Below are 24879 nucleotides of genomic sequence, written 5' to 3' on the forward strand. Positions count from 1 at the left end.
CCATAAGGTGAACAGAGATGAGCGAAGTAAATAAAGAAGACTACATGAAAGACCGCAAGGGGCGTCTGGTGCCGGTTGACCAGGTGTCTGACTATGACCTTGCGATGGATTCTTTCGTTAAAGAACAGGTTGCCGCCGCGAAAGTTAAACGCGATGAACTCAGCGACTTCAAGCGTCGTGCCTTTGACGAGTGCTATGCCTGGCTTGACCTTGTGGCCGAGAAGTACGGCAGAACGCGTGGCGGTGCCAAAGGCAACGTGACCTTCAGCAGCTTCGACGGTGCTCAGCAGATCACCATCCGCGTGCAGGAAACCCTGACCTTCGGGCCAGAGCTGCAGATTGCCAAAGATCTGATAGACGAGTGCGTCACCGAGTGGTCGGAAGGCGCAAACGCCAACCTGCGGGCCATCATCAGCGATGCTTTCCAGGTGGACAAAGAGGGCCAGCTTAATACCGGACGTATTCTTTCCCTGCGCCGCGTCAAGATTCAGGACGAGCGCTGGAACCGTGCTATGGAGGCCATATCGGAATCACTGCAGGTAGCAATGTCCAAAACCTATATTAATTTCCGGGAGAAAGATAAACACGGGAAGCTAATTAATATTCCGTTAGATATCGCTGCCATTTAATTTTAATTCAATTTCTTTTTTATTTCGGCGTCAGTGCCGTGGGCTTCTGCACGCCGAAAACAGCATTGAGGAATAAATCATGTCCATCAAATGTTCCAACTGTAAGAAAGGTATCACCACCCTGAAGTTCAGCGACGCCAGCGTCATTATCTCTGGCAAATACCATGTGCCAGCCGTCCTCATCACGCTGGTATGCCCTCACTGCAGCCAGCATTACTACACCGAAGTTCCGGCCATGGAGTTCATCCCCTGCGAGGCAAAAAAATGAAAGGCATGAAATTATATAACCGCTCCACTATATACAATCTGGCCCTGAAAACCTTTGGCCCTGAAGCACAGGCGCTAAAGCTGATGGAAGAAGCCGCCGAGCTGGCCGCTGCTGCCGCCCGCAACATGAACGGACTGGGCAGTGAAGTTGATCTGGCTGGCGAACTGGCTGACGTTGAAATCATGATTGAACAGTTCCGCCTCAACGGGATGGGCCTGATGATTGATTTTCATAAGCAGAAAAAGCTGGAACGCCTTGCCGAACGCCTGGGGGTGACTTATGCCGCAGAATAATGAAAAGCTGCTGGAGAAGTTAAAAAAGCTACTTGCGCTGGCTAAATCCGATAACCCCCATGAAGCGGCACTGGCACTGCAACGCGCCCAGAAACTGATGCAAGCCTATAACATCACCCAGGCTGACCTCGCACTCAGTGATATTGATGAAAGCGTCAGTAACTACTGGGCTGCAGGTAGCGTTAATCCGCCGCGTTACATGCTGGGTCTGCTGGACATTATCCAGGTGGCATTTGGCGTTAAGTCTATTATTCACTCCGGCTTTAAACCCAGCGTTGGCTTTTACGGTAATAAAGACCGGGTTGAACTGGCCTCATATACATGGGAGGTACTGGCCAGACAATTAATCATGGCCCGTAAAAACTATATTCGACAGCAGAATAAAAGGATCAAAAACACGACCAAGACCAGCCGTGGTGACAAATTTGCCGAAGGGTGGGTTCTGGCCGTGCGTAGCGAGGTTCATTTATTTGCTATGTCCCGCGAAGAACGGGAGCTGGCAAGCCTCTGGCTTGAACAAAAATACCCTGATTCAGGAACAACCTCTGGCCGCAAAGCCGGTAAATCCCGTGACGCGGACATGTCCCGCCACATCGGTTACAGAGAGGGAGAAAACGTCCGCCTGCATCAGCCTGTCAGCGGGCAGGAACAGCGGAAGCTGGGGAGTAGCTTATGATGGCTGAATCTATTGTATGTGCCCTGTTCTGGTATGGTCTCGTGGGGTGGTGTACCGCTGAACTGCATCGCCGCTCAGGGTTTTACTCACGTTACAGCGGTGCCGGACACTGGATCAGTTGGGCCGTTATGTTCCTGTGCTGGCCTGTAGCGCTTCCTTTATATGTCGATTATATCGGTGGCGCAGGTAAAAGGAGCGGCGATGATGACTAGGCAGCGTCTTATTCAACTCATCCATATTGCCCGCAATGACCTCCAGATGGATGAGGATACCTACCGCCAGATGCTACAGGGGCTGACCGGCAAAGCCTCAACCAAAGGGATGGATACCACACAACTAAACCGCGTGCTGGAATCCATGAAAAAGAAAGGCTTTTGCATTAAGTCTGCCGGGAAAGCCAGGCCCGGCTTACCGCTGGATAGCCATCCGCAGTCAAAGAAAATCCGTGCGCTATGGCTTGAAATGGCTACGGCAGGCGTCGTCCGTGACAGTTCAGAGCAGGCGCTGGCGCTATGGGTTAAACGGGAAACGGGCATCAGCGCGTTACGCTGGCTCAGCAATGAGCAGGCAAGTAGCGTGATTGAGAAACTGAAGAAGTGGCAGCGCAGAGCTGCGGGGGTGAAGCAATGAGCGACCTGAATCAGTTTCGTAGTAAAGGGCCGGAACTGTTGGTAGAGCTGGCACAGCATACCTCTGAGACCGTCCGCGAGATTATTGATATCGAACCCGCAGTTGCCGACCAGATTGGTCAGGCCGTCGCGAACCGCATGATGCAGGTCTGGGGCGGGCAAAACGTCTATTTTCCGATGGGCATGGTCTGGAAGGTCAGCCAGCGCGATCGGGAAATCTTTCTGGAGTTTGACGGGCGCAACCATCACGAACTGGCCCGCAAATTTGGTGTTTCACTACAGTGGGTTTACAGCGTGGTGAAGCGAGTCAGAAAAGAAGAACTGGATCGGATGCAGGGCAAACTGTTTGATGGCGAACTTGATGCCGATATGGGGAAAAAGGAGTAATATCTGCGATCAGGCTGGTGCGAGTTCTGTTTTTTTCGGGCCGGTCTGATTTTCACATACTGTAAGGTTATTGCATATTCCATCCAGTCTCTTCCCATGTTGACCCAGTTCTTCCCATAATTATCTCACTTATTCCCTGTCATTTATCTCAAGTCTAATCAGGCGGCGTCGATCACCGGGAAGGTGTCGAAGAAGGCGTACACCAGGTTCACCACCAACAGGAAGAAACTCACCGGGGCGATAAGCGGCAGCGCAATCTTAAAGAAGCGGCGAATCGGCCCTGCGCCGTCAATAGCTGCGGCTTCAATCAACGAACGGGGAATGGATTGCAGCGCGGCATAGAAGAACAGGAAGTTGTAGCTAATTTGCTTCCACACCGAGGCAAACACCACCAGAAACATCGCCTGACCGCTGTTTTGCGCATGGTTCCAGTCGTAGCCGAACTCTGCGAGAAAATGAGTGATCAGCCCGCGACCGGGGTTAAACAGGAAGATCCACAATACGGCGGCAACGGCGGGAGCCACGGCATACGGCAGCAGCATTAAGGTTTGATAGAAACGGCTGCCGCGCACGATGTACTCCACCAGCGCCGCGAAGAACAACGACACCAGCAAACCGCTGACGGTGACAAAGGTGCTGAATTTTATCGTCGTCCAGAAGGAGTCGAGATAGTAGCTGTCATGGAACAGCGTGACAAAGTTATCCAGGCCGACAAACTGGCTGGAGAAACCAAACGGATCGACGCTTTGTAGCGAGTACCACAACGCTTCGCCCGCAGGCCAGATAAAAAAGATAACGGTGATGATGAGCTGCGGCGCGACCAGCAAATAAGGCAGCCAGCGCGAGCGAAACACCGGACGGGATGATGGCATTACGGTTAATTCCTGAACTGTGCCGGATACGCTTCGCTTATTCTGCCTACACTCGATGGCAGGTCGGATAAGCGAAGCGCACCCGACATTTCACTGGTTAAGACTTCGTCGATTTCTCAAAGCGGCGCAGCAACTGATTCCCACGCTCAACGGCGGTATCCAGCGCCTGCTGTGGCGTCTTCTTACCGGTCCACACGCTTTCCAGTTCTTCATCCACAATCACGCGGATCTGCGGCATGTTGCCCAAACGCAGCCCTTTGGTGAACGGCAACGGCGGCTTGTTCAGCATCTGACGCGTCGCGATATCCGCCCCGGGGTTTTTCTCGTAAAAGCCCTGCTCACGGGTCAGGTCATACGCCGCTTTGGTGATTGGCAGATAACCGGTTTTCTGATGCCACTCGGCAGCGTTTTCTGGCTTCGCGAGGAAGTCGAGGAACTTCGCCACGCCGGTATACGTTTCTTTATCTTTGCCCTGCATCACCCACAGGCTGGCCCCGCCGATAATGGCGTTTTGTGGCGCACCTTTCGCATCGGCGTCGTAAGGCATCATGCCTACGCCGTAGTTGAATTTGGCGTACTCGCGAATGTTGGCAAGAGAACCAGAAGAGGCTGTCGTCATTGCGCAATCACCGTTATAGAACTTCTCGGTGGATTCATCCTTACGCCCGACGTAGCTGAAGTCGCCCTTCTTGTTCATCTCTTCGAGCATGGTGATGTGTTTCACCTGCTCCGGCTTGTTGAATTCAAGCACCGCGTCTGTGCCGTCAAAGCCGTTGTTTTTGCTGGCAAACGGCAGACCGTTCCAGGCGCTAAAGTTTTCCAGTTGGATCCAGCCCTGCCAACCGCTGGCGTAGCCGCAATTCATGCCGGAGGCTTTCAGTTTCGCGGCATAGTCAGCCAGATCCTGCCAGGTTTTCGGCGGCTGTTCCGGGTCTAACCCTGCTTTCTTGAAGGCGTCTTTGTTGTAATAGAGAACGGGAGTCGAGCTGTTGAACGGCTGGGAGAGTAAGTGGCCCGTTTTGCTGTCAGAGTAGTAACCTGAAACCGTCGGCACAAACTGCGACTCATCGAATTGAATCCCCGCCTCTTTAAACACGTCATACACCGGTTTAATGGCTTTCGACGCCATCATGGTGGCAGTACCAACTTCATAAACCTGCAAAATAGCCGGCGCGTTACCGGTACGGAATGCGGCAATCCCCGCGCTTAAATTCTGTTCGTAGTTGCCTTTATAGGTCGGTACAATTTTGTAATCCGGGTTTTCGGCGTTAAAACGTTGGGCCAGAGAGTCCACCTCTTTCCCCAGTTCCCCTTCCATAGAATGCCAGAACGGAATGGTCGTCACTGCCTGCGCATTGCCCATTAACGCCAGTCCGAGCGCCAGTGCTGAAGCTGTATAATGTAACGGTTTCATTGATTATCTCTCTTGTTGTACCGAATGCGCGAATTCACGCGTTTTATGCTCGCGGGGTAACATGACATGCTCGAATTACAGAAAAATAACTCTTTTGTTACATTTTTAAGATAGTAAGGTGTCAGAAAGATGACAAGGCGGTGACGGCGCGGGTGAGGGAAAATGGGAGATGGGGCACGGATATCCCAAGAATGCACTGAAAAGAAGCGATTAACGACCTTCTAATCGCCAGAACGCCTTACCATGAAGAGCAAAAATGGCAGCAAATTCTGCGTCCAGTTTTGCTGCCCGATGAGAAGTACATTTTTCAATTTTAACAATAGATTGCCGCTACACTGGTCTAACGGCAAAGAAGATTTTCATCGCACCACACTCTGCTTCAGCCGTTCATTGGCGGTCTTAATCCATTCCCGGTGGTGTTTTCTATAATGAGGTCTTGAGCGTTTAGCCGTATCAACCACAGCAACATACTGCTCGTTGGCTTCACGTAGTCGACTCATTTTCGCCAGCATTTCCGCATAGTAAATACGCGCCTGCGGGCCGGGGTAATAAGAAACAAGCACCTCAAACTCGCTTTCCGCATCAGCGTATTTTTCCTGGGCGGCTAAGGTTCTGGCGAACAATAAATGCCCGTCTGCCGACTGAAAATCGGGGTTATAACGCATCACATCTTCCAGCGTCTGCTGGCAGGCGGCGAACTCCTGGATGGCAAATTGTGCCTGCGCCAGGCTCAACATCATTGCCGCTTCATGGACGAATATCCCGCTTAACGCCTGCTGATAATGGGGAGCGGCTTCGTGATAACGCCCAAGGCGCGCCAGTTCATTAGCCAACGCATAATGGTTTTGATTCGTCTCGGCAATCGCCAGTTCTTCGGTTAATTTGCGCAGGTGGCGCTCAGGGTTGAGTTTGTCCTGCAGGCGCATCAGCAAAGTATGCCCGTGACGGTCAGCGCCCGTTTCAGGCAGCATCACTATGACGAAATACGCCACGCAGCCAATCACCGGAAAACAGAAAATGATAAAAATCCAGTACCGCTCTTGTCCGGTACGGTAAGCGTGAATACAGCAAAGCAGTTCAAGCATGACAACAACGGCATAATGCATGGGAGCAAACCTTTCCGTGGCAAATAAGTGGTCTGGTTTTAATCCTCCCGGTCTGTTGAAACAAGTCTGTATACGGACGAAGAGCCCGGCAGAACGTGGCTGCCGGGTATTCGATAATTTACCCGCCTAAATATGCACTTCTCACTGCTTCATTCGCCAGCAGCGCGTCGCCAGTATCGGAGAGCACCACATGGCCGTTTTCCAGCACGTAGCCCCGATCCGCCAGTTTTAGCGCCTGGTTGGCGTTCTGCTCGACGAGGAAGATAGTCATCCCCTGCTCGCGCAGCTGCTCGATGGTGTCGAAGATTTGCTGGATGATAATCGGCGCAAGACCGAGCGAGGGCTCATCAAGCAACAACAAACGCGGGTTGCTCATCAGCGCGCGACCAATCGCCAGCATCTGCTGTTCACCGCCGGACATCGTTCCCACCCGCTGAATACGGCGCTCATGCAGACGTGGAAACAGTTCATACACCCACTTTATGCGCTCCTGAAACTGGTCGCGTTCAGCAAAGAAGCCGCCCATCGCCAGGTTCTCTTCCACCGTCATCCGCGAGAAGACGCGACGCCCTTCCGGGACAATCGCTACCGCTTCGCGCATGATTTTCGCCGTCTGCCAGTCGGTAATGTCTTTATCATCAAACACAATTCGCCCGCTGGTGGCGCGCGGGTCGCCGCATAACGTGCCGAGCAAGGTGGTTTTCCCCGCCCCGTTCGCGCCAATGAGGGTGACAATCTCGCCCTGATTGATATGCAGGCTCACCTCATGTAGCGCCTGGATTTTGCCGTAGTGGGCGCTGACTTTGTCAAAGGACAACATGACTTTTTCCATCTTATGCCTCACCTAAATAGGCACGGATCACGTCCGGGTTATTACGGATTTGCTCCGGCGTACCGTTTGCCAGCGGCGTACCCTGATTGACCACGTAGATTCTGTCTGAAATTCCCATCACCAGCTTCATATCGTGTTCAATCAACAAGATAGTGGTGTTGTGATGGTTACGCAGTTCGGCAATCAGCTCATCCAGTTCTTTCGTCTCTTTCGGGTTAAGACCTGCTGCCGGTTCGTCGAGCATTAAAATCTCCGGCTGCGTCACCATACAGCGGGCAATCTCAAGACGGCGTTGGTCACCGTAAGCCAGGTTACTCGCCTGACGGTTGGCGTGTTCCAGCAAACCAATGCGCTCAAGCCAGGTGGCGGCGCGGTCGAGCGCTTCGCTCTGGGCGCGACGGAAAGAGGGCGTTTTCAACAGGCCAGAGAACAGCCCGGTTTTCAGTTGCTGATGCTGCGCCACCAGCAGGTTTTCAATCACCGTCATTTCGCGGAACAGACGCACATGCTGGAAGGTACGCACCACGCCCAGGCGGGCAATTTGCTGCCCCGGTAAACCTTCCAGATGCTGATCGCGCAGTAAAATGGTGCCTCCAGTGGGTTTGTAGAATCCGGTCAGGCAGTTAAAGACCGTGGTTTTTCCGGCGCCGTTAGGACCGATTAACGAGACGATCTCCTGCGGGTACAGTTCAAGATTGACGTTGTTCACAGCCAGCAGGCCGCCGAAGCGCATCATCAGGCCGTTAACAGATAATAATGGCTGACTCATGCCTGCTCTCCTTTCGCTGCGCCGTTTTTCAGCTTCAGTTGCGGGCGCGTCATGGGCAGCAAGCCCTGCGGACGCCAGATCATCATCAGCACCATCAAACCACCGAGCATTAACATGCTGTATTCGTTGAAATCACGCATCAACTCGCGCGACACCACCAGCAAAATTGCCGCCAGAATCACCGCAAATTGCGAGCCCATACCGCCGAGCACCACTATCGCCAGTACAAACGCCGATTCGGCAAAGGTGAAGGATTCCGGGCTGACAAAGCCCTGACGCGCCGCAAACAGCGTTCCGGCAAAACCGGCAAACGCGGCACTGATGGTAAAGGCAGTCAGCTTGATACGACGCGGACTTAAGCCCAGTGAACGACAGGCTATCTCGTCTTCACGCAACGCTTCCCACGCACGGCCCAGCGGCATCCGCAGTAAGCGGTTAATGACAAACAGGCTTAATACCACCAGCAGCAACGCCACCAGGTAGAGGAAGATAACGCGATCGGAGGGATCGTATTTCAGGCCAAAGAAATTACTGAAGGTGTCCCAGCCGCCTTCACGGGCGGTACGGCTGAACTCAAGGCCGAAGAAAGTCGGTTTCGGGATCTGACTGATACCGTTTGGGCCGCCGGTAATCTCGGTGTTATTGAGCAGCAATATGCGCACAATTTCGCCGAAACCGAGGGTAACGATCGCCAGATAGTCACCGCGCAGACGCAGCACCGGGAAGCCAAGCAGAAAGCCCGCCGCCGCTGCCATTAACCCGGCAATAGGCAGACAGGTCCAGAAGCCAAGACCGTAATAGTGATTGAGCAGCGCAAAGGTGTAAGCGCCGATGGCGTAAAAGCCACCGTAGCCCAGCACCAGCAAGCCGGAAAGCCCCACCACTACGTTCAGCCCGAGGCCGAGGATAATGTAGATCATGGTCAGGGTGGCAATATCCACCGTCCCGCGCGACACCATAAACGGCCACGCCACCGCAAGCACCAGCAGCGCCACGAGGAACAGCTTTTGCTTCACCGTGGAGCCATCAATGGCTGGCAGAATAAACTTCGGCCCGGAAACGCTTTTTAGCCCTTTCTGGAAAGCAGGTCGCACAAGCTGGAAGAAAAAGACCACCGCCGTGCCGATAAACACCCACTCCCAACGGACATCCGAAGCCGTGTCGACCACCAGTTTGGTGCCGTCCAGCTCCAGCTGCACGCCCATAAAGACGCCAGCGAGGATAAAGAACATCGCGGCAGAGAGCAGCGCCATTGCAATATGCATCGGTTTCATACTTTCTCTACCTCCGGACGGCCCAAAATACCGGTCGGCATCACCAGCAGCACCAGAATCAGCAGGGCGAATGAGACCACATCTTTATATTCCGTACTCAGATAGGCAGAAGAGAGCGCCTCCGCAATCCCCAGGATCAGCCCGCCAATCATCGCCCCCGGAATACTGCCAATCCCGCCGAGTACCGCAGCGGTAAAGGCTTTCATCCCGGCCATAAAGCCGATGTAGGGGTTAATTACGCCGTAGAACTGACCGAGCAGTACGCCCGCCACCGCCGCCATCGCCGCACCAATCACAAAGGTCAGCGCAATCACCCGGTCGGTGTTGATGCCAAGCAGGCTCGCCATTTTCAGGTCTTCGGCGCAGGCACGACAGGCGCGCCCCATGCGGGAATAGCGAATGAAAATCGTCAGCGCCAGCATGGCGAGGAAGGTGACAATCCAGATCACCGCCTGCATGGTAGTAATAGAGGCAGAGAAGTTTTCGCTATGGCCCACCACCCACTGCCCGTTAAACAGGCTGGGCAGCGCCACGTCGCGCGAACCTTCGGTCAGGCTGACGTAGTTTTGCAGGAAGATGGACATGCCGATTGCAGAGATGAGCGCAATCAGGCGCTTAGAGTTGCGCACCGGGCGATAGGCCACCCGTTCGATACTCCAGCCGTAGGCGCTGGCAATGACTATCGCGCCGACGAATCCCGCCGCCACCAGCAACCAGCCGGTATCAATGCCCATCATCATCAGTGCGGCGATGATCATAAATGAGACATAGCTGCCAATCATATAAACCTCGCCGTGGGCGAAGTTGATCATGCCGATAATGCCGTAAACCATGGTGTAGCCGATGGCTATCAACGCGTAGGTACTGCCCAGCGTGACGCCGTTAAACATCTGCTGCAAGAAATACAAAAACTGCTCAGACATAAGGTAACCTTTCTAAACCCGCCCGCATTTCACGGGCGGTGGGATGATCACTTGGCTGCCGTGGATGAACCGTCGGCGTGCCACTGGAAGACACCAAAATCAAATCCCTTAAGATCGCCTTTTTCATCCCAGTTCAGCGGCCCAATCACGGTATTTGCACCGTTAGCTTTTAAATCTTTCACCAGCGCCAGCGGTTCATCGCTGCCGGTACGCTCAAGGGCAGTCGCCAGAGATTGCACCGCCGCGTAGGTGATCCAGACATAGGGGCCGGTTGGATCTTTTTTGTCGGCTTTCAGTGCATCAACGATGCCCTGGTTTGCCGGATCCTGGTCATAGCGCTTTGGCATGGTGACCAACATACCTTCGGCGGCATCACCGGCAATGTTCGACAGCGACGCATTACCCACACCTTCCGGCCCCATAAACTGGGTTTTCAGCCCGACGGAACGGGCCTGGCGCAGCATCTGCCCCATTTCCGGGTAGTAACCACCGTAGTAAACAAAGTCGATATTTTCTTTTTTCAGGCGGGCAATCAGCGCGGAGAAATCTTTCTCGCCAGCGGTAATGCCGTCGAAGAAAACGATGTTGGCATTAGCCGCTTTCAGACCGTCCTGCACCGAACGCGCCAGCCCTTCGCCATACTGTTGTTTGTCGTGAATGATGGCGATGCGCTGGGGCTTCACCGTCTCAAGAATGTATTTCGCCGCCGTTGGCCCCTGGGAGGAATCCAGTCCGGCAGTACGCATAATGTGTTGATAACCGCGTTGGGTCAGTTCCGGGTTGGTCGCTCCCGGTGAGATCATCAAAATACCTTCGTCTTCGTAGATATCTGATGCAGGTTGGGTAGAAGAAGAACACAGATGACCAATAACGTATTTAATGCCGTCATTAACGATTTTGTTGGCGACCGCAACGGCTTGTTTCGGGTCACAGGCATCGTCATATTCCACGCCAACCAGCTTATCGCCCTTAATTCCCCCTTTGGCATTGATGTCTTTGATTGCCTGACGCGCGCCGTTAAATTCCATATCGCCCCACTGGGCAACCGGGCCGGACATCGCGCCGACAACGGCAACTTTAATATCGTCGGCCAACGCGGTGTGTGATATTGCCAGTGCAATCATCCCTGCGATGATAGTTTTCGCATTCCGTTTCATTATTCAAAATCCCCACTCGTAATGTTGTGCTGCTTTGTTTTTATGTATTCAGAAATCAGACTGTTCTTTTTTTATACTGCACTGTTTTTACCTGTCTGATTAAGGGTTTAGCACAGTATATTGTGATAATAGCGATTAAAATCCCTATTTTTCAGTCGATTAAGAACAGATAATATTCTGAATATGTTGATAGATAAACAGAAAAAAGCGTCGTTGTCAGCATAAAATAACGGCATAAAGGGCGGAACAATTCACTACCCATCAGGGGATTATGCTGGACAATTTTCATTCTCTAATGTTTTTAATTTGTAATTATTGCTGAAAAAAAATTAATCACCTGCCAAAAGAAATAAAAAAGAGAAAGCCTCCGATTAAATTATTTCGCTACACTGGTTCCACTTTTGTGATTTACACGGGTTACCCATGAAGCTGACCATCATTCGATTAGAAAACTTTAGCGACCAGGACCGGATTGACCTGCAAAAGATCTGGCCGGAGTATTCCCCTTCCTCTTTACAGGTTGACGATAACCACCGTATCTACGCCGCGCGTTTTAACGAGCGCCTTCTCGCGGCCGTGCGGGTAACCTTAAGCGGCACCGAAGGGGCACTGGATTCCCTGCGCGTGCGGGAAGTCACCCGCCGTCGCGGTGTGGGGCAATATCTGCTGGAAGAGGTTTTGCGTAACAATCCTGGCGTTTCATGCTGGTGGATGGCGGATGCTGGCGTGGAAGACCGCAGCGTGATGACAGCGTTTATGCAGGCATTGGGGTTTACGGCACAACAGGGCGGCTGGGAGAAGCGTTAATCGCTCTGTGTAAAAAGCAGTTCAATGGATTTGGTTGGGAAAAATAACGCATTTTCGTTTTCTCCGACCAGCGGGATAAAGCCCAGCGACTGATAAAACGTATGGGCTTTTTCATTCAGCGCCTCGACAAAAAGACCGTGAATACCTACCGCTAAAGAGGCTGACCAGACGACTTTCATGGCATGAGCAACCAATGTTGCTCCCCATCCCTGCCCCTGTAATGAACGATCAATTGCCAGACGCCCAAGAGTGACGCTGGGAATATTTTTGTAGGGAATTTTTTTCTGTTTCGATTTCGAGGGCAATGCGGCTCGTTCAAAACAACTGCCGGATAATGTGTAATATCCCAGCACCTGACGTTCTGGAGTGTTGCGACAAAGGATATACGCTCGCAGAATTTTATTGCGATGTTGACGAACCAGATGTGTCGTCAGAAAGAGATTTAACGCTTCCTCGCCGCAGTCGAATCGCTGTAGATCATAATCTGCATCATCGGTCAGAATCTCTATCGTCAGATCATCCATAAATTATTACATTCCCTGAAGACGTTTTGCCGCGCGTTTTAGCTTTTCACCTGGCGACGGGGGATTACTCAGCGCATCCATCACCCGCGTCCAGGATTCCTCATTGAGGATCATCCGCCGATGCTGTTCAATCACTTCCGCAGCCCGCTGTGAAGCGCTGTTCAACATAAATTGGCTGACGGACTGATTAGATATCGCTGCCGCTTCCTCAATCATACTTTTATCATCGTCAGTTAAACGCAGATCGATACGCTGCTTTTTAACAGCAGACATGTGAACTCTCCTGCTCCGTATAATATGTACGGCACATCACCGTACAATAAGCATATCCTGGATTGTTTAATCTTTCTACAACCATTTCGACAAACACAAAAAAACCCGATAGCCGTTAAGCGCATCGGGCATTTTCATTTATCTATCTGTTACTTCGCATCGGTCGCCGTGCCGTTGGCGTGCCAGTCAAATACGCCGAACTCAAAACCTTTCAGGTCGCCTTTCTCATCCCAGGTCAGCGGCCCCATCACGGTATCCACCGAGTTCGCTTTCAGGTATTTGGCGATCTCCGCCGGATCGTCAGACTGATTCAGGCCCGCCTGCAAAGATTGCAGCGCGGCGTAGGTGGTCCAGACGAACGCACCGCTTGGATCCTGTTTTTTCGCTTTGATCGCGTCAACAATCGGTTTGTTCGCCGGAACCTGATCGTAGTTCTTCGGCTTGGTCACCAGCAGCCCTTCCGCTGACTCGCCCGCGATATTAGACAGCGAGACGTTAGCCACGCCTTCCGGCCCCATAAACTGAGTTTTCAGCCCTGCCGCGCGTGCCTGACGCAGGATTTGCCCCATTTCCGGGTGGTAACCGCCGTAATAAACGAAGTCGATATTCTCTTTCTTCAGACGCGCCACCAGCGTTGAGAAATCTTTTTCCCCGGCGGTGATACCATCAAAGAACACCACGTTAGCATTGCCTTTCTTCAGGCCGTCCTGCACCGCACGCGCCAGACCTTCGCCGTACTGTTGTTTGTCGTGGACGATAGCAATACGCTGCGGTTTCACTTTCTCAAGAATATATTTCGCCGCCGTCGGTCCCTGGTCGGAGTCCAGGCCGGTGGTGCGCATAATCAACTTATAGCCACGCGCAGTCAGCTCTGGCGCGGTTGCCGCTGGGGTGATCATTAAAATGCCTTCGTCTTCGTAGATGTCAGACGCTGGCTGCGTTGATGAAGAACAGAGGTGACCAATCACATATTTAATGCCGTCGTTAACGACTTTGTTCGCCACCGCGACCGCTTGTTTCGGGTCACAGGCATCGTCATATTTTACGATTTGCAGTTTGTTGCCTTTAACGCCGCCTTTGGCGTTGATATCCGCTACCGCCTGCTCTGCGCCAGTAAACTCCTGGTCACCGTACTGGGCCACCGGACCAGACATCGCGCCCACGACCGCAACTTTAATATCTTCCGCCAGAGCCATATTGCTGAATGCCAGCGCGATACATCCTGCCAGTAACGCTTTACCCTTTATATTCATCCTGAGAATCCCCATTCTTCTGGTTATTACGTGTGTTGTGATGTTGTTATTCAGCACTTTATTTCGTTTTATGCATGGCTACCCGTGCTTTAGCAGCATACTCTGCTAAAACATACCCGATTTTTATGATATTGGAATAGCTATTTTGACAGTTTATTAACAATCTGCGTGGGGATTGGCGTTTTGCCGGAGGGGGAAATTGATTATTGCAGAGGCCCAAAAAACAAAAACCCCGGACTCTCATCCAGGGTTCTCTGCTTAACAGCGGAAATTACGCTTCAATAGCAGCGCGAAGTTTTTTCATCGCGTTCTTTTCCAGCTGACGCACACGCTCAGCGGAAACACCGTAACGGTCAGCCAGTTCCTGCAACGTGGACTTGTTGTCTTCGTCCAGCCAGCGCGCGCGGATGATATCCTGGCTACGCTCGTCCAGACCTTGCATCGCATCGGTCAGGCGGTTTGCCGCCTGCTCTTCCCAGTTATCATCTTCAATGCCGTCGGCAAAGTTGGATGATTTATCCTGCAGATAGAGCACCGGAGCCATCGGCTGGCTATCGGAATCGTCGTCGGAAGACAGGTCAAAGGTCATGTCCTGCGCTGCCATACGTGACTCCATCTCACGCACGTCTTTGCTGGTTACGCCCAGTTCACGGGCCACCATTTCGACTTCGTCCTGGTTAAACCAGCCCAGACGCTGCTTGGTTTTACGCAGGTTGAAGAACAGTTTGCGTTGCGCTTTGGTGGTCGCAACTTTGACGATACGCCAGTTACGCAGAACGTATTCGTGGATCTCTGCTTTGATCCAGTGAACGGCGAAGGAGACCAGGCGCACACCCACTTCCGGGTTAAAACGGCGCACTGCTTTCATCAGGCCGATGTTACCTTCCTGAATCAAATCCGCCTGTGGCAGGCCATAGCCCGCATAATTACGAGCAATATGAACAACAAACCGCAGGTGAGACAGGATCAGCGTTTTAGCTGCTTCCAGATCGCCATGGTAATGCAGCTTTTCAGCCAGCGCCCGCTCCTCGTCAGCCGACAACATCGGCCACGCGTTAGCTGCCCGGATGTAGGAATCCAGGTTGCCAACAGGGGCTAAAGCTAAACTTTGCATTTTGTCAGTCATTCAAATCCTCTCAATCGATATCTTCTGGCGCCTCAGTGGTAGCAACAACTGTGCCAGAGCTTAAGAGCAATGAGGTTATCATTCACTGTTTTATCAGACCGTGATTTTATCCACAAGTTCAATGCAACGCTGTGAATAAATTACGCACAAAATGTGACATAGAGATGAAATACCGGGAAGAGACAACGGGGTCTCTTTCCCTGCTACGGAACCCATTGCAGGGAAAGAGTATAACACGCTTTTATTATTCAGGCGTAAAATGGCGTAAATGTTGTACCGTGGCAAGCCAGGCTGCCACCCAGCCAATCATCGAACACACCAGCAGCAAAAGCAGACATTCATCGAACGATAAGCCATTGATATCAAACTTAGTTCCGAAAACCTGCGCCACTTCCGCCACCGCTGACGACAAACGCAGTACCAGAATTTCTGACAAAATTAATGACAACAATGCGCCAGAAAATCCCAACAGCGCACCGCCGTACAGGAACGGGCGAAGGATGAAACCATCCGTCGCACCAATCAGTTTCTGCACGTTGATGGAGTCACGGCGAGCAAAGATGCTCAGACGCACACTGTTGCCGATGACGAGGAACACAGCCGCCACCATCAATACGCCGATCATCGCCGAAACGCGCCCGACCAGCCCGGTCAACGCCGCCAGACGGGCAAACCAGCTGTCATCCATCCGCACTTCGTCAATGCCGTTAATCTGAGTGATTCGATCGCGCAGCGTATTCAGTGACTCCGTCCCCTGAAAATCGAGTTTCGGGATCACCACCGCTACTGCCGGAAGCGGGTTTTCTTCCAGCATATCCAGCGCACCACCAAAGCCAGACCAGTTACGGAACTCGCCCAGTGCGTCTTCACGAGAAAGATAGTTCACTTTCTCCACGCCCTGCTCGGCCTGTAGCTGCGCCACTACGCCTGCTGCGGCGTCATCATCCAGTGTTTTTTGTAGATAAACGGTGATTTGTGGTGACGGATAATACTGCGTCGCCGCCTGGTTAACGTTTTTGTACACCATATAACAGACGCTTGGCAGCGTCAGGGAGATGGCGATGACCATCACGGTTAGAAACGTGGCGAACGGTTTGCTTTTCAGATCCTGCAAAGCGCCGTGGAACGCATAGCGCACCTGTTCGTTGAAAACGTTGGTTTTGCGATTTGCCGGTTTTGGCGAGGACTTCGCGCGTTTCGGCGCGTTACGCCCACCGTCGCCAGAGCCGCCAGCCGATTTACGGAAGCGATCAAGACGCCCGCCAAACTGCCGGATATGATTGATTGCATCGCGCTTATTCATGGCCCACGCCTCCATGCAAGTGACCATCGCTCAGGGTGAGCATGCGATAGGAACGTCGTGAAATCAGGTTGATGTCGTGTGTAGCCATCAATACTGTTACCCCAACGCGATTAAACTCTTCAAACAGACGTAAAATCCCTTCTGACAGCGCATCATCCAGGTTACCGGTCGGTTCGTCCGCCAGCAGTACCGCAGGTTTGTTCACCACCGCGCGGGCAATGCCAACGCGCTGCTGTTCACCGCCAGAAAGCTGTATTGGAAAGTTTTTCGCTTTGTCCAGTAGCCCGACTTTGTCCAGCGCCGCCGATACACGGCGACGAATATCGTCACCGCTGGCACCGGCGATAATCAACGGGATCGCCACGTTATCATAGACAGTACGGTCCATCAGTAGATGGTGATCCTGGAAAATCATGCCGATCTGGCGGCGCAGAAACGGAACTTCACGGTTTTTCAGACGCGTGATGTCATGGCCGCTAAACCAGATTTTCCCGGCGCTTGGCCGCTCAATCCCACAGATCAGCTTCAGGAGGGTACTTTTCCCTGCACCGGAATGACCGGTCAGAAACGCCATCTCACCCGGCTGCATATGAAACGTAACGCCCTGCAGCGCCTGTCTCCCACCGAGATAAGCCTTGCTGACATGTTCAAAGCGAATCATTGTTAATCCTCTCGGGCAAAAAGTGCCTCTATAAAGTCGTCCGCCTTAAACGGACGCAAATCCTCAATACGTTCGCCGACACCAATATAGCGGATAGGAATACCAAACTGGTCAGCCACCGAGAAAATTACCCCGCCTTTCGCCGTGCCGTCCAGTTTCGTTAACGTGATGCCGGTTAAGCCAACCGCTTCGTGGAACAGTTTGGCCTGGCTTACCGCATTCTGCCCGGTGCTGGCATCGATAGTCAGCATAACTTCATGCGGGGCTTCAACGTCGAGTTTCTTCATCACGCGGACGATTTTCTTCAGCTCTTCCATCAGGTGCGATTTGTTCTGCAAGCGTCCGGCGGTATCGGCAATCAGAACGTCAACATTACGCGCCTTCGCAGCCTGAATGGCGTCGAAGATAACAGAGGCGGAATCCGCACCGGTATGCTGAGCAATCACCGGGATATTGTTGCGCTGCCCCCAGACCTGAAGCTGCTCAACCGCTGCCGCACGGAAAGTATCGCCCGCCGCCAGCATGACAGATTTACCTTGCTGTTCAAACTGACGCGCCAGCTTGCCAATCGTCGTGGTTTTCCCCACGCCATTGACGCCGACCATCAGGATCACAAACGGCGCTTTGCCTTCGACGTTCAGTGGTTCATCGACTTTCGCCAGAATCTCGCCCATCTCTTCTTTCAGCAGGCCATAGAGCGCCTCGGCGTCACGAAGCTGCTTGCGGGATGCGCCTTCTGTCAGATTGGTGATGATTTTACGCGTGGTTTCCACACCCACATCGGCGATCAAAAGCTGCTCTTCCAGCTCCTCAAACAGATCATCGTCGATTTTTTTACCGCGGAACAGGCTGATAAATCCGGAACCGAGATTTTCTTTGGTTTTTAACAGGCTGCGTTTCAGGCGCGCGAAGAAACCTTCTTTGGTCGGTTTTTCTTGCTCCTGGGCAATTTCTTCAACCGGCTGCTCTTCTTCTGCCGGAGGAACCACCATCACCGCCTCTTCTGCCGCTTCGGCAGCCAGCGCCTGTGCTTCCAGCTCTTCGTCGGTGATTTCTTCTTTAGCCGCTTCTTCTTGCGCCGCTTCGACAATCTCCACGGTTTCCGCTTCTGCCTGCCATTCTTCTGGCGAAACCTCTTCGGCGTTGACGTCTTCCGGCAACGGCAGCTCTTCACGCTCGATAGCCACTGGCTCCGGCGTGACTTCAGGTTCAACTACCGGTGCTGGCGATTCTTCCACTACGAGTTCTGGCTGCGCACTGGCTTCCGCTTCGACAACAGCGTCAGGCTGCACTTTCTCGCTTTCGGCAACCTGTTCCGTCACTTCCACCACTTCGGCAGCAAAAGTTTCCGCCTCGGCTTCAGTATGGGACTGCGGCAACTCCTCAACAGGTTGTTCAGCAACCTTCGCAGGCTCTTCTGCCTGGACAGTTTCTTCTACAACCGATTGATCATTTTGGACTTCTGTCTCTTTTTCCGGTGTCTGCTCTTTTTGACCAAAGCCCAGCCAGGAAAAAAAGCCACGTTTTTTTTCTTTCGCCATCTGCGACTACACTCCTCGCTGTTGCTTCATGGCACAGCGTTAACGCTATGTACATAGCAGCTAAAAAAATGATGAAATAGTCTATCACTTAACTGAATACACATCACCGCCTGCAATTATGTGTTATCTGGCGGATTGAGCAATTTATCATGAAAAAACCGAATCATTCCGGTAGCGGCCAAATCCGCATTATTGGCGGGCAGTGGCGAGGCCGTAAACTCCCGGTTCCGGACAGCCCTGGCCTGCGCCCCACCACCGATCGCGTGCGCGAAACGTTATTTAACTGGCTGGCTCCGGTTATCGTCGATGCGCAATGTCTGGATTGCTTCGCCGGTAGCGGCGCGCTGGGGCTGGAAGCCTTGTCTCGCTACGCTGCGGGTGCCACGCTGATTGAGATGGATCGTGCGGTGCATCAGCAATTAATCAAGAATCTGGCAACCCTGAAAGCAGATAATGCGCGGGTAGTTAACAGCAATGCAATGTCATTCCTGGCGCAAAAAGGCACACCGCATAATATCGTGTTTGTCGATCCGCCATTCCGCCGAGGCTTGTTGGAAGAAACCATTAATTTACTGGAAGACAACGGCTGGCTGGCTGACGAAGCCTGGATATATGTCGAGAGTGAAGTAGAAAATGGCCTGCCCACTGTTCCGGCAAACTGGTCGTTATATCGGGAAAAAGTGGCGGGTCAAGTTGCTTATCGGTTGTATCAGCGTGAAACACAAGGAGAAAGTGATGCTGATTAATATTGGACGTTTGTTAATGCTTTGCGTATGGGGATTTTTAATCCTCAATCTTGTTCAGCCATTTCCGCGACCGCTGAATATTTTCGTTAACGTGGCGCTGATTTTTACCGTGCTGATGCATGGTATGCAGCTGGCGCTATTGAAATCCACTTTGCCGAAGGATGGTCCGCAGCTTACCACCGCCGAAAAGGTGCGTATTTTCCTTTTCGGCGTGTTTGAACTGCTGGCCTGGCAGAAGAAATTTAAAGTTAAAAAATAACCTTATTCTTCGCCAACAAAGCTGACAAAACGCGTGCCTTTATAGCTCAGCGTACCTTTATCGCCCACTGTCAGGGCGTGGTACTGCTGGGCGTCGAGGCGGAACGTCTGCTCCAGTCCACCGCTTTGCGGTTTGAAGCTTGCCTCATAGCGCATACTGGTGCCAGCCGGAGTCACTTCCTGCTGGCGCGAACGGCGATCGTTAATTGGTTTTTCCCGCTTGTTACTCACCACCACCAGTTTTTGCTGGAGCGGTGCCATATCATTATCAACTTTTTCCCGCCGCTGCTGCATAAAGCGAAATGATGCAGCGACAACAATTAAGCCAATGATAACAATAAAGAAAAGAGGTGGTTTACTCATCTTTGTACCTTATCGGAAAATGCGGAAATAAGCATACCCTGCCCGTTATGGTGTTGTCATCTGTCCGCCCTCGCCACTAAACTGAATAGCAAGACTGTAGGCATTCCGCTTACTAAATAATAACGAATTCAAGGAACTAAGATGCTTTGGTCGTTTATCGCTGTCTGTCTTTCCGCATGGCTATCTGTGGATGCCTCCTATCGTGGTTCAACCTGGCAACGCTGGGTGTTTAAGCCGTTAACTCTTCTTCTCCTGCTATTACTGGCCTGGCAAGCGCCGATGTTCGACGCCATTAGCTATCTGGTGCTGGCGGGGCTATGTGCGTCGCTGCTGGGCGATGCGCTAACGCTATTGCCACGTCAGCGTCTGATGTACGCCATTGGCGCATTTTTCCTCTCGCACCTGCTGTACACCATCTATTTCGCCAGCCAGATGACGCTCTCTTTCTTCTGGCCATTGCCGCTGGTGCTGCTGGTACTGGGCGCGCTGTTGCTGGCCATTATCTGGACACGCCTGGAAGAGTTACGTTGGCCCATTTGTACCTTTGTCGGTATGACGCTGGTGATGGTGTGGCTGGCAGGCGAACTGTGGTTCTTCCGCCCGACCGCTCCGGCGCTCTCTGCGTTTGTCGGCGCTTCGTTACTGTTTATCAGCAACTTTGTCTGGCTGGGTAGCCACTATCGCCGCCGCTTCCGGGCCGATAACGCGATTGCTGCTGCCTGCTACTTTGCCGGTCACTTCCTCATCGTCCGCTCGCTGTATCTCTGATAAAACTTGACTCTGGAGTCGACTCCAGAGTGTATCCTTCGGTTAATGAGAAAAAACTTAACCGGAGGATGCCATGTCGACTCCTGACAATCTCGGCAAGAAAGCCCCTCAATTTGCTGCGTTCAAACCGCTAACACCAGTAAAGAACGCTAACGACTGTTGCTGCGACGGCGCATGTTCCAGTACGCCAACACTCTCCGAAAACGTCTCCGGCAACCGCTATAGCTGGAAAGTCAGCGGTATGGACTGTGCCGCCTGTGCGCGCAAGGTAGAAAATGCCGTGCGCCAGCTTGCAGGCGTGAATCAGGTGCAGGTGTTGTTCGCCACCGAGAAGCTGGTGGTTGATGCCGACAATGACATCCGTGCACAAGTTGAATCTGCGGTGCAAAAAGCAGGCTATTCCCTGCGCGATGAACAGGCCGCCGACGAACCGCAAGCATCGCGCCTGAAAGAGAATCTGCCGCTGATTACGCTTATCGTGATGATGGCAATCAGTTGGGGACTGGAGCAGTTCAATCATCCGTTTGGTCAACTGGCGTTTATCGCGACCACGCTGGTTGGGCTGTACCCAATTGCTCGTCAGGCATTACGGCTGATCAAATCCGGCAGTTACTTTGCTATTGAAACGTTAATGAGCGTAGCCGCCATTGGTGCGCTGTTTATTGGCGCAACGGCTGAAGCCGCGATGGTGTTGCTGCTGTTTTTGATTGGTGAACGACTGGAAGGCTGGGCCGCCAGCCGCGCGCGTCAGGGCGTCAGCGCGCTAATGGCGCTGAAACCGGAAACCGCCACGCGCCTGCGTAACGGTGAGCGGGAAGAGGTGGCGATCAATAGCCTGCGCCCTGGCGATGTGATTGAAGTTGCGGCAGGTGGGCGTTTGCCTGCCGACGGTACACTGCTCTCGCCATTTGCCAGTTTTGATGAAAGCGCCCTGACCGGCGAATCCATTCCTGTGGAGCGCGCGACGGGCGATAAAGTTCCTGCAGGCGCCACCAGCGTAGACCGTCTGGTAACGCTGGAAGTGCTGTCAGAACCGGGTGCCAGCGCCATTGACCGGATTCTGAAACTGATCGAAGAGGCCGAAGAGCGCCGCGCGCCCATTGAGCGGTTTATCGACCGTTTCAGCCGTATCTATACGCCCGCGATTATGGCCGTCGCTCTGCTGGTAACGCTGGTTCCGCCGCTGCTGTTTGCCGCAAGCTGGCAGGAGTGGATTTATAAAGGGCTGACGCTGCTACTGATTGGTTGCCCGTGTGCGCTGGTGATTTCTACGCCTGCGGCGATAACCTCCGGGCTGGCGGCTGCAGCGCGTCGTGGGGCATTGATTAAAGGTGGCGCGGCACTGGAACAGCTAGGTCGCGTTACCCAGGTGGCGTTTGATAAAACCGGAACGCTGACCGTCGGGAAACCACGCGTTACCGCCATCCATCCGGCAACGGGTATTAGCGAATCTGAACTGCTGACACTGGCGGCGGCAGTCGAGCAAGGCGCAACGCATCCACTTGCGCAAGCCATAGTTCGTGAAGCGCAGGTCGCTGCACTCGCCATTCCCGCCGCCGAGTCACAGCGGGCGTTGGTCGGGTCTGGCATTGAAGCGCAGGTTAACGGTGAGCGCGTATTGATTTGCGCTGCCGGAAAACATCCTGCTGATGCATTCGCCGGTTTGATTAATGAACTGGAAAGCGCCGGGCAAACGGTAGTGCTGGTGGTACGTAACGATGACGTGCTGGGTGTCATTGCATTGCAGGACACCCTGCGCGCCGATGCCGCAACTGCTATCAATGAACTGAACGCGCTGGGCGTCAAAGGGGTGATCCTCACCGGCGATAATCCACGCGCAGCGGCGGCAATCGCCGGGGAGCTGGGGCTGGAGTTTAAAGCTGGATTGTTGCCGGAAGATAAAGTCAAAGCGGTGACTGAGCTGAATCAACATGCGCCGCTGGCAATGGTCGGTGACGGTATTAACGACGCGCCAGCAATGAAAGCTGCCGCCATCGGAATTGCAATGGGTAGCGGCACAGACGTGGCGCTGGAAACCGCCGACGCAGCATTAACCCATAACCACCTGCGCGGTCTGGTGCAAATGATTGAACTGGCGCGCGCCACTCACGCCAATATCCGCCAGAACATCACCATTGCGCTGGGGCTGAAAGGCGTTTTCCTCATCACTACGCTATTAGGGATGACCGGGTTGTGGCTGGCAGTGCTGGCAGATACGGGGGCGACGGTGCTGGTGACGGCGAATGCGTTAAGGTTGTTGCGCAGGAGATAAAGGTGTTGCCTGATAGCCTCTGGCTATCAGGCTTAGTGCTGAGGCGGGAACGGCGGCATGGTCAGAATAGCGTAATATAGCGCTAACATCAGAATGACTGAGATAACACAGCATGCAGCAACCAGGCGGGATGCTAATGATGGCCTTTTGAACATCAACCACAGGGCATAAGCAAGCCCAACACCGTTAAGTAAAGGTAAAAAAATCATTAGCCAGAGCCAACCCCAGGCAAGTACCCCCAGCCATCCCCCCACGACGATAAAAACAGGGATCAGCCAATTGGGAGTGAAGATCGCCAGCAATCCCAGCAATGCCAGACAAACTGGAATTAAATAATCCATTTTTGTATTCCATTACGCTTGCGTGCCGGATGCGGCGTGAACGCCTTATCCGGCCTACATAAGGCATCGAACTCGTAGGCATGATAAGACGCGACAGCGTCGCATCAGGCATTGCGCACCGTATCGCCAGATGCAGCTTGAACGTTTTATCCGTCCTACAAACCCGTTGCAAACCGCAAAATTGAGCGCGATCGGTCCGCTAGCCTGCTCCACCTTAACCCGATTTGCGAATCAAATAACGATAAGGCAGTCCATCCGTCTCTTTAGCAACCAGTTCGTGTTCCATAAAGGTACAAAACCCAGGAATATCTCGGGTCGTCGCCGGATCGTCGGCGATAATCAGTAACGTTTCGCCAGGCTGCATATTGCGCACGGTTTTGCGCACCATCATCACCGGTTCCGGGCAGCGCAGGCCAAGCGCGTCGAGTGTGTGGTCAGGGCTGGAAAAGAGATCGGTCATTTTCTTCTCATCACATAAAAAAACGGCGCTAGTTTACGCTCTGTATGTCCGTTAGCAAACCAGGTTAACGATTGCGTGAAAATTAGCCATTGCATTGTCAACGTAAAGCAGTATCATGCGGCGGCTCGAAAAAAGGGTAAGAACGTTATTTAATCAAGGTAAAATAGCGTGTCGTACGTATTGGGTTCCCTCACCCCAATGGTTAATCAAAAAGGTACAATATGAACGTTTCCTCACAAACTCAACGCTATAAGGCGTTGTTCTGGTTATCGTTATTTCATCTGCTGGTGATCACCTCCAGTAACTATCTGGTTCAGCTTCCGGTCTCCATTTTTGGTTTTCACACCACCTGGGGTGCGTTTAGCTTTCCGTTTATCTTTCTCGCTACCGACCTGACCGTGCGTATTTTTGGCGCACCGCTGGCCCGTCGTATCATCTTTGCAGTGATGATCCCGGCGTTATTGATCTCCTATGTCATCTCGTCGCTGTTCTATATGGGTTCATGGCAGGGATTCGGCGCTCTCGCCCACTTCAACCTGTTTGTCGCCCGTATCGCTGCCGCCAGTTTTATGGCCTACGCACTGGGGCAGATCCTCGACGTGCATGTATTTAACCGCCTGCGCCAGAATCGCCGCTGGTGGCTGGCACCGACGGCGTCCACACTGTTCGGTAACGTCAGTGACACACTGGCCTTCTTCTTCATTGCTTTCTGGCGTAGTCCGGATGCCTTTATGGCCGAACACTGGATGGAAATCGCGCTGGTTGATTACTGTTTCAAAGTGTTAATCAGCATCGTTTTTTTCCTGCCAATGTATGGCGTATTACTCAATATGCTATTGAAAAGACTGGCAGATAAATCCGAAATCAACGCTTTGCAGGCCAGTTAAAGGTTCGTTATCAGACTTGTGATAAGATGGATGAATGAGCCGTTATGGCCGTTTATCGAAAGGAAGA

General features: G+C 52.7%; 30 protein-coding genes and 1 pseudogene. 13 read left to right on the forward strand and 18 right to left on the reverse strand.

The features are described from left to right. The first annotated feature begins 17 nt into the window (after positions 1 to 17). The 7 genes from FEK66_RS06540 (at position 18) to FEK66_RS06570 (ending at position 2882) form a co-directional block, all read left to right on the forward strand. Positions 18 to 629 (forward strand): DUF3164 family protein, encoded by a 612-nt coding sequence (locus FEK66_RS06540; RefSeq protein ID WP_006118595.1) that lies wholly within the window; start codon positions 18 to 20, stop codon positions 627 to 629. Between the two features lie 79 nt (positions 630 to 708). Further along, positions 709 to 897 carry a hypothetical protein gene (locus FEK66_RS06545; protein ID WP_045347206.1) on the forward strand — a complete coding sequence of 63 codons (189 nt, stop codon included), beginning with the start codon at positions 709 to 711 and terminating at the stop codon, positions 895 to 897. Further along, positions 894 to 1190: a hypothetical protein gene (locus tag FEK66_RS06550; RefSeq protein WP_032438819.1), complete on the forward strand. Its 297-nt coding sequence runs from the start codon at positions 894 to 896 to the stop codon at positions 1188 to 1190. Before FEK66_RS06545 ends, FEK66_RS06550 begins: the two co-directional genes overlap by 4 nt. Then, the gene (locus FEK66_RS06555; protein ID WP_055312237.1) at positions 1177 to 1866 is read left to right on the forward strand and encodes a DUF2786 domain-containing protein; all 690 of its coding nucleotides are present in this window, start codon (positions 1177 to 1179) and stop codon (positions 1864 to 1866) included. Before FEK66_RS06550 ends, FEK66_RS06555 begins: the two co-directional genes overlap by 14 nt. Continuing rightward, entirely contained in the window at positions 1863 to 2078 is a 216-nt protein-coding gene (locus tag FEK66_RS06560; RefSeq protein WP_064352592.1) for a hypothetical protein, read from the forward strand. Before FEK66_RS06555 ends, FEK66_RS06560 begins: the two co-directional genes overlap by 4 nt. Continuing rightward, positions 2068 to 2496 carry a regulatory protein GemA gene (locus tag FEK66_RS06565; RefSeq protein WP_167854257.1) on the forward strand — a complete coding sequence of 143 codons (429 nt, stop codon included), beginning with the start codon at positions 2068 to 2070 and terminating at the stop codon, positions 2494 to 2496. The genes FEK66_RS06560 and FEK66_RS06565 overlap by 11 nt, the downstream gene beginning before the upstream one ends. After that, on the forward strand, positions 2493 to 2882 hold the full coding sequence (locus FEK66_RS06570) for a Mor transcription activator family protein (protein WP_135495271.1): 390 nt from the start codon (positions 2493 to 2495) through the stop codon (positions 2880 to 2882). The genes FEK66_RS06565 and FEK66_RS06570 overlap by 4 nt, the downstream gene beginning before the upstream one ends. 161 nt (positions 2883 to 3043) lie before the next feature. On the opposite strand, the pseudogene ugpA reads toward FEK66_RS06570, so the two are convergent. The 8 genes and pseudogenes from ugpA to livK form a co-directional block, all read right to left on the reverse strand. Continuing rightward, positions 3044 to 3754 (reverse strand): annotated as a pseudogene (gene ugpA, locus FEK66_RS06575) (sn-glycerol-3-phosphate ABC transporter permease UgpA); the annotation flags it as partial. 97 nt (positions 3755 to 3851) lie between these two features. Next, a complete protein-coding gene (ugpB, locus tag FEK66_RS06580; RefSeq protein WP_130260960.1) occupies positions 3852 to 5168 on the reverse strand; it encodes a sn-glycerol-3-phosphate ABC transporter substrate-binding protein UgpB in 1317 nt (438 codons plus the stop codon). 359 nt (positions 5169 to 5527) lie between these two features. Then, positions 5528 to 6274 (reverse strand): tetratricopeptide repeat protein, encoded by a 747-nt coding sequence (locus FEK66_RS06585; RefSeq protein WP_135495272.1) that lies wholly within the window; start codon positions 6272 to 6274, stop codon positions 5528 to 5530. A 118-nt stretch (positions 6275 to 6392) separates the two neighbouring features. Beyond that, entirely contained in the window at positions 6393 to 7106 is a 714-nt protein-coding gene (livF, locus tag FEK66_RS06590; RefSeq protein WP_135495273.1) for a high-affinity branched-chain amino acid ABC transporter ATP-binding protein LivF, read from the reverse strand. A 1-nt stretch (position 7107) separates the two neighbouring features. Continuing rightward, on the reverse strand, positions 7108 to 7875 hold the full coding sequence (gene livG / locus FEK66_RS06595) for a high-affinity branched-chain amino acid ABC transporter ATP-binding protein LivG (RefSeq protein WP_135495274.1): 768 nt from the start codon (positions 7873 to 7875) through the stop codon (positions 7108 to 7110). Continuing rightward, entirely contained in the window at positions 7872 to 9149 is a 1278-nt protein-coding gene (gene livM, locus FEK66_RS06600; RefSeq protein ID WP_135495275.1) for a branched chain amino acid ABC transporter permease LivM, read from the reverse strand. Before livM ends, livG begins: the two co-directional genes overlap by 4 nt. Next, complete coding sequence (gene livH, locus FEK66_RS06605; RefSeq protein ID WP_001295111.1) at positions 9146 to 10072, reverse strand: high-affinity branched-chain amino acid ABC transporter permease LivH; 927 nt, start codon at positions 10070 to 10072, stop codon at positions 9146 to 9148. Before livH ends, livM begins: the two co-directional genes overlap by 4 nt. Before the next feature lie 47 nt (positions 10073 to 10119). Beyond that, positions 10120 to 11229: a high-affinity branched-chain amino acid ABC transporter substrate-binding protein LivK gene (gene livK / locus FEK66_RS06610; protein ID WP_135495276.1), complete on the reverse strand. Its 1110-nt coding sequence runs from the start codon at positions 11227 to 11229 to the stop codon at positions 10120 to 10122. A gap of 423 nt (positions 11230 to 11652) precedes the next feature. Between livK and panM the strand changes: the two genes are divergently transcribed. Continuing rightward, on the forward strand, positions 11653 to 12036 hold the full coding sequence (gene panM / locus FEK66_RS06615) for an aspartate 1-decarboxylase autocleavage activator PanM (RefSeq protein WP_105966193.1): 384 nt from the start codon (positions 11653 to 11655) through the stop codon (positions 12034 to 12036). Here the strand turns inward: panM and ataT are convergent. The 7 genes from ataT to ftsY all read right to left on the reverse strand — a co-directional run bounded on the left by ataT (position 12033) and on the right by ftsY (position 18717). Further along, positions 12033 to 12560, reverse strand: a complete 528-nt coding sequence (ataT, locus tag FEK66_RS06620) for a type II toxin-antitoxin system toxin acetyltransferase AtaT (protein ID WP_000342453.1) — start codon at positions 12558 to 12560, stop codon at positions 12033 to 12035. The genes panM and ataT overlap by 4 nt on opposite strands. Positions 12561 to 12566: 6 nt before the next feature. Next, positions 12567 to 12833, reverse strand: coding sequence for a type II toxin-antitoxin system antitoxin AtaR (gene ataR, locus FEK66_RS06625; RefSeq protein WP_001277106.1), 267 nt, complete (start codon positions 12831 to 12833; stop codon positions 12567 to 12569). Positions 12834 to 12982: 149 nt separating this feature from the next. Next, positions 12983 to 14086 carry a branched chain amino acid ABC transporter substrate-binding protein LivJ gene (livJ, locus tag FEK66_RS06630; RefSeq protein ID WP_130209078.1) on the reverse strand — a complete coding sequence of 368 codons (1104 nt, stop codon included), beginning with the start codon at positions 14084 to 14086 and terminating at the stop codon, positions 12983 to 12985. 271 nt (positions 14087 to 14357) lie between these two features. Beyond that, positions 14358 to 15212, reverse strand: coding sequence for an RNA polymerase sigma factor RpoH (gene rpoH / locus FEK66_RS06635; protein WP_000130217.1), 855 nt, complete (start codon positions 15210 to 15212; stop codon positions 14358 to 14360). A gap of 244 nt (positions 15213 to 15456) precedes the next feature. Beyond that, complete coding sequence (gene ftsX, locus FEK66_RS06640) at positions 15457 to 16515, reverse strand: permease-like cell division protein FtsX (protein ID WP_130209080.1); 1059 nt, start codon at positions 16513 to 16515, stop codon at positions 15457 to 15459. Next, complete coding sequence (gene ftsE / locus FEK66_RS06645; protein ID WP_000617723.1) at positions 16508 to 17176, reverse strand: cell division ATP-binding protein FtsE; 669 nt, start codon at positions 17174 to 17176, stop codon at positions 16508 to 16510. The genes ftsX and ftsE overlap by 8 nt, the downstream gene beginning before the upstream one ends. Positions 17177 to 17178: 2 nt before the next feature. Then, entirely contained in the window at positions 17179 to 18717 is a 1539-nt protein-coding gene (ftsY, locus tag FEK66_RS06650) for a signal recognition particle-docking protein FtsY (protein ID WP_130260966.1), read from the reverse strand. Positions 18718 to 18866: 149 nt separating this feature from the next. Here ftsY and rsmD point away from each other — a divergent pair, with 149 nt between their 5' ends. Both rsmD and FEK66_RS06660 read left to right on the forward strand, forming a co-directional pair. Continuing rightward, positions 18867 to 19463 (forward strand): 16S rRNA (guanine(966)-N(2))-methyltransferase, encoded by a 597-nt coding sequence (gene rsmD / locus FEK66_RS06655; RefSeq protein ID WP_130209084.1) that lies wholly within the window; start codon positions 18867 to 18869, stop codon positions 19461 to 19463. After that, positions 19453 to 19722: a DUF1145 family protein gene (locus FEK66_RS06660; protein ID WP_089635439.1), complete on the forward strand. Its 270-nt coding sequence runs from the start codon at positions 19453 to 19455 to the stop codon at positions 19720 to 19722. Before rsmD ends, FEK66_RS06660 begins: the two co-directional genes overlap by 11 nt. A 2-nt stretch (positions 19723 to 19724) precedes the next feature. On the opposite strand, the gene FEK66_RS06665 is transcribed toward FEK66_RS06660, so the two are convergent. After that, positions 19725 to 20084 carry a DUF2500 domain-containing protein gene (locus tag FEK66_RS06665; RefSeq protein ID WP_135408152.1) on the reverse strand — a complete coding sequence of 120 codons (360 nt, stop codon included), beginning with the start codon at positions 20082 to 20084 and terminating at the stop codon, positions 19725 to 19727. 141 nt (positions 20085 to 20225) lie between these two features. Here FEK66_RS06665 and FEK66_RS06670 point away from each other — a divergent pair, with 141 nt between their 5' ends. Together FEK66_RS06670 and zntA are read left to right on the forward strand one after the other, a co-directional pair. Then, positions 20226 to 20852 carry a lysoplasmalogenase gene (locus FEK66_RS06670; RefSeq protein WP_064527705.1) on the forward strand — a complete coding sequence of 209 codons (627 nt, stop codon included), beginning with the start codon at positions 20226 to 20228 and terminating at the stop codon, positions 20850 to 20852. A 73-nt stretch (positions 20853 to 20925) separates the two neighbouring features. Beyond that, positions 20926 to 23124 carry a Zn(II)/Cd(II)/Pb(II) translocating P-type ATPase ZntA gene (gene zntA, locus FEK66_RS06675; protein WP_135495278.1) on the forward strand — a complete coding sequence of 733 codons (2199 nt, stop codon included), beginning with the start codon at positions 20926 to 20928 and terminating at the stop codon, positions 23122 to 23124. A 32-nt stretch (positions 23125 to 23156) separates the two neighbouring features. On the opposite strand, the gene FEK66_RS06680 is transcribed toward zntA, so the two are convergent. Further along, on the reverse strand, positions 23157 to 23465 hold the full coding sequence (locus tag FEK66_RS06680; RefSeq protein ID WP_131161863.1) for a hypothetical protein: 309 nt from the start codon (positions 23463 to 23465) through the stop codon (positions 23157 to 23159). Positions 23466 to 23679: 214 nt separating this feature from the next. After that, complete coding sequence (gene tusA, locus FEK66_RS06685) at positions 23680 to 23925, reverse strand: sulfurtransferase TusA (RefSeq protein WP_000130623.1); 246 nt, start codon at positions 23923 to 23925, stop codon at positions 23680 to 23682. A gap of 221 nt (positions 23926 to 24146) precedes the next feature. Between tusA and FEK66_RS06690 the strand changes: the two genes are divergently transcribed. Then, positions 24147 to 24812 carry a 7-cyano-7-deazaguanine/7-aminomethyl-7-deazaguanine transporter gene (locus FEK66_RS06690; protein WP_130209094.1) on the forward strand — a complete coding sequence of 222 codons (666 nt, stop codon included), beginning with the start codon at positions 24147 to 24149 and terminating at the stop codon, positions 24810 to 24812. The last annotated feature ends 67 nt before the right edge of the window (positions 24813 to 24879 follow it).

This window comes from Escherichia sp. E1130, from assembly GCF_005781065.1.
Lineage (GTDB): Bacteria > Pseudomonadota > Gammaproteobacteria > Enterobacterales > Enterobacteriaceae > Escherichia.

Excerpts from the sequence above, each read along its gene's own strand:
- ftsY (WP_130260966.1), bottom strand. The coding sequence starts at position 18,717 with ATGGCGAAAGAAAAAAAACGTGGCTTTTTTTCCTGGCTGGGCTTTGGT.
- FEK66_RS06660 (WP_089635439.1), top strand. The coding sequence starts at position 19,453 with ATGCTGATTAATATTGGACGTTTGTTAATGCTTTGCGTATGGGGATTT.
- zntA (WP_135495278.1), top strand. The coding sequence starts at position 20,926 with ATGTCGACTCCTGACAATCTCGGCAAGAAAGCCCCTCAATTTGCTGCG.
- FEK66_RS06585 (WP_135495272.1), bottom strand. The coding sequence starts at position 6,274 with ATGCATTATGCCGTTGTTGTCATGCTTGAACTGCTTTGCTGTATTCAC.
- livM (WP_135495275.1), bottom strand. The coding sequence starts at position 9,149 with ATGAAACCGATGCATATTGCAATGGCGCTGCTCTCTGCCGCGATGTTC.
- FEK66_RS06690 (WP_130209094.1), top strand. The coding sequence starts at position 24,147 with ATGAACGTTTCCTCACAAACTCAACGCTATAAGGCGTTGTTCTGGTTA.
- tusA (WP_000130623.1), bottom strand. The coding sequence starts at position 23,925 with ATGACCGATCTCTTTTCCAGCCCTGACCACACACTCGACGCGCTTGGC.
- FEK66_RS06555 (WP_055312237.1), top strand. The coding sequence starts at position 1,177 with ATGCCGCAGAATAATGAAAAGCTGCTGGAGAAGTTAAAAAAGCTACTT.
- FEK66_RS06565 (WP_167854257.1), top strand. The coding sequence starts at position 2,068 with ATGATGACTAGGCAGCGTCTTATTCAACTCATCCATATTGCCCGCAAT.
- FEK66_RS06550 (WP_032438819.1), top strand. The coding sequence starts at position 894 with ATGAAAGGCATGAAATTATATAACCGCTCCACTATATACAATCTGGCC.
- ataR (WP_001277106.1), bottom strand. The coding sequence starts at position 12,833 with ATGTCTGCTGTTAAAAAGCAGCGTATCGATCTGCGTTTAACTGACGAT.
- FEK66_RS06670 (WP_064527705.1), top strand. The coding sequence starts at position 20,226 with ATGCTTTGGTCGTTTATCGCTGTCTGTCTTTCCGCATGGCTATCTGTG.
- rsmD (WP_130209084.1), top strand. The coding sequence starts at position 18,867 with ATGAAAAAACCGAATCATTCCGGTAGCGGCCAAATCCGCATTATTGGC.
- FEK66_RS06540 (WP_006118595.1), top strand. The coding sequence starts at position 18 with ATGAGCGAAGTAAATAAAGAAGACTACATGAAAGACCGCAAGGGGCGT.
- livH (WP_001295111.1), bottom strand. The coding sequence starts at position 10,072 with ATGTCTGAGCAGTTTTTGTATTTCTTGCAGCAGATGTTTAACGGCGTC.
- FEK66_RS06545 (WP_045347206.1), top strand. The coding sequence starts at position 709 with ATGTCCATCAAATGTTCCAACTGTAAGAAAGGTATCACCACCCTGAAG.
- rpoH (WP_000130217.1), bottom strand. The coding sequence starts at position 15,212 with ATGACTGACAAAATGCAAAGTTTAGCTTTAGCCCCTGTTGGCAACCTG.
- ftsX (WP_130209080.1), bottom strand. The coding sequence starts at position 16,515 with ATGAATAAGCGCGATGCAATCAATCATATCCGGCAGTTTGGCGGGCGT.
- ataT (WP_000342453.1), bottom strand. The coding sequence starts at position 12,560 with ATGGATGATCTGACGATAGAGATTCTGACCGATGATGCAGATTATGAT.
- FEK66_RS06570 (WP_135495271.1), top strand. The coding sequence starts at position 2,493 with ATGAGCGACCTGAATCAGTTTCGTAGTAAAGGGCCGGAACTGTTGGTA.
- ugpB (WP_130260960.1), bottom strand. The coding sequence starts at position 5,168 with ATGAAACCGTTACATTATACAGCTTCAGCACTGGCGCTCGGACTGGCG.
- ftsE (WP_000617723.1), bottom strand. The coding sequence starts at position 17,176 with ATGATTCGCTTTGAACATGTCAGCAAGGCTTATCTCGGTGGGAGACAG.
- livG (WP_135495274.1), bottom strand. The coding sequence starts at position 7,875 with ATGAGTCAGCCATTATTATCTGTTAACGGCCTGATGATGCGCTTCGGC.
- FEK66_RS06560 (WP_064352592.1), top strand. The coding sequence starts at position 1,863 with ATGATGGCTGAATCTATTGTATGTGCCCTGTTCTGGTATGGTCTCGTG.
- livF (WP_135495273.1), bottom strand. The coding sequence starts at position 7,106 with ATGGAAAAAGTCATGTTGTCCTTTGACAAAGTCAGCGCCCACTACGGC.
- FEK66_RS06680 (WP_131161863.1), bottom strand. The coding sequence starts at position 23,465 with ATGGATTATTTAATTCCAGTTTGTCTGGCATTGCTGGGATTGCTGGCG.
- FEK66_RS06665 (WP_135408152.1), bottom strand. The coding sequence starts at position 20,084 with ATGAGTAAACCACCTCTTTTCTTTATTGTTATCATTGGCTTAATTGTT.
- livK (WP_135495276.1), bottom strand. The coding sequence starts at position 11,229 with ATGAAACGGAATGCGAAAACTATCATCGCAGGGATGATTGCACTGGCA.
- panM (WP_105966193.1), top strand. The coding sequence starts at position 11,653 with ATGAAGCTGACCATCATTCGATTAGAAAACTTTAGCGACCAGGACCGG.
- livJ (WP_130209078.1), bottom strand. The coding sequence starts at position 14,086 with ATGAATATAAAGGGTAAAGCGTTACTGGCAGGATGTATCGCGCTGGCA.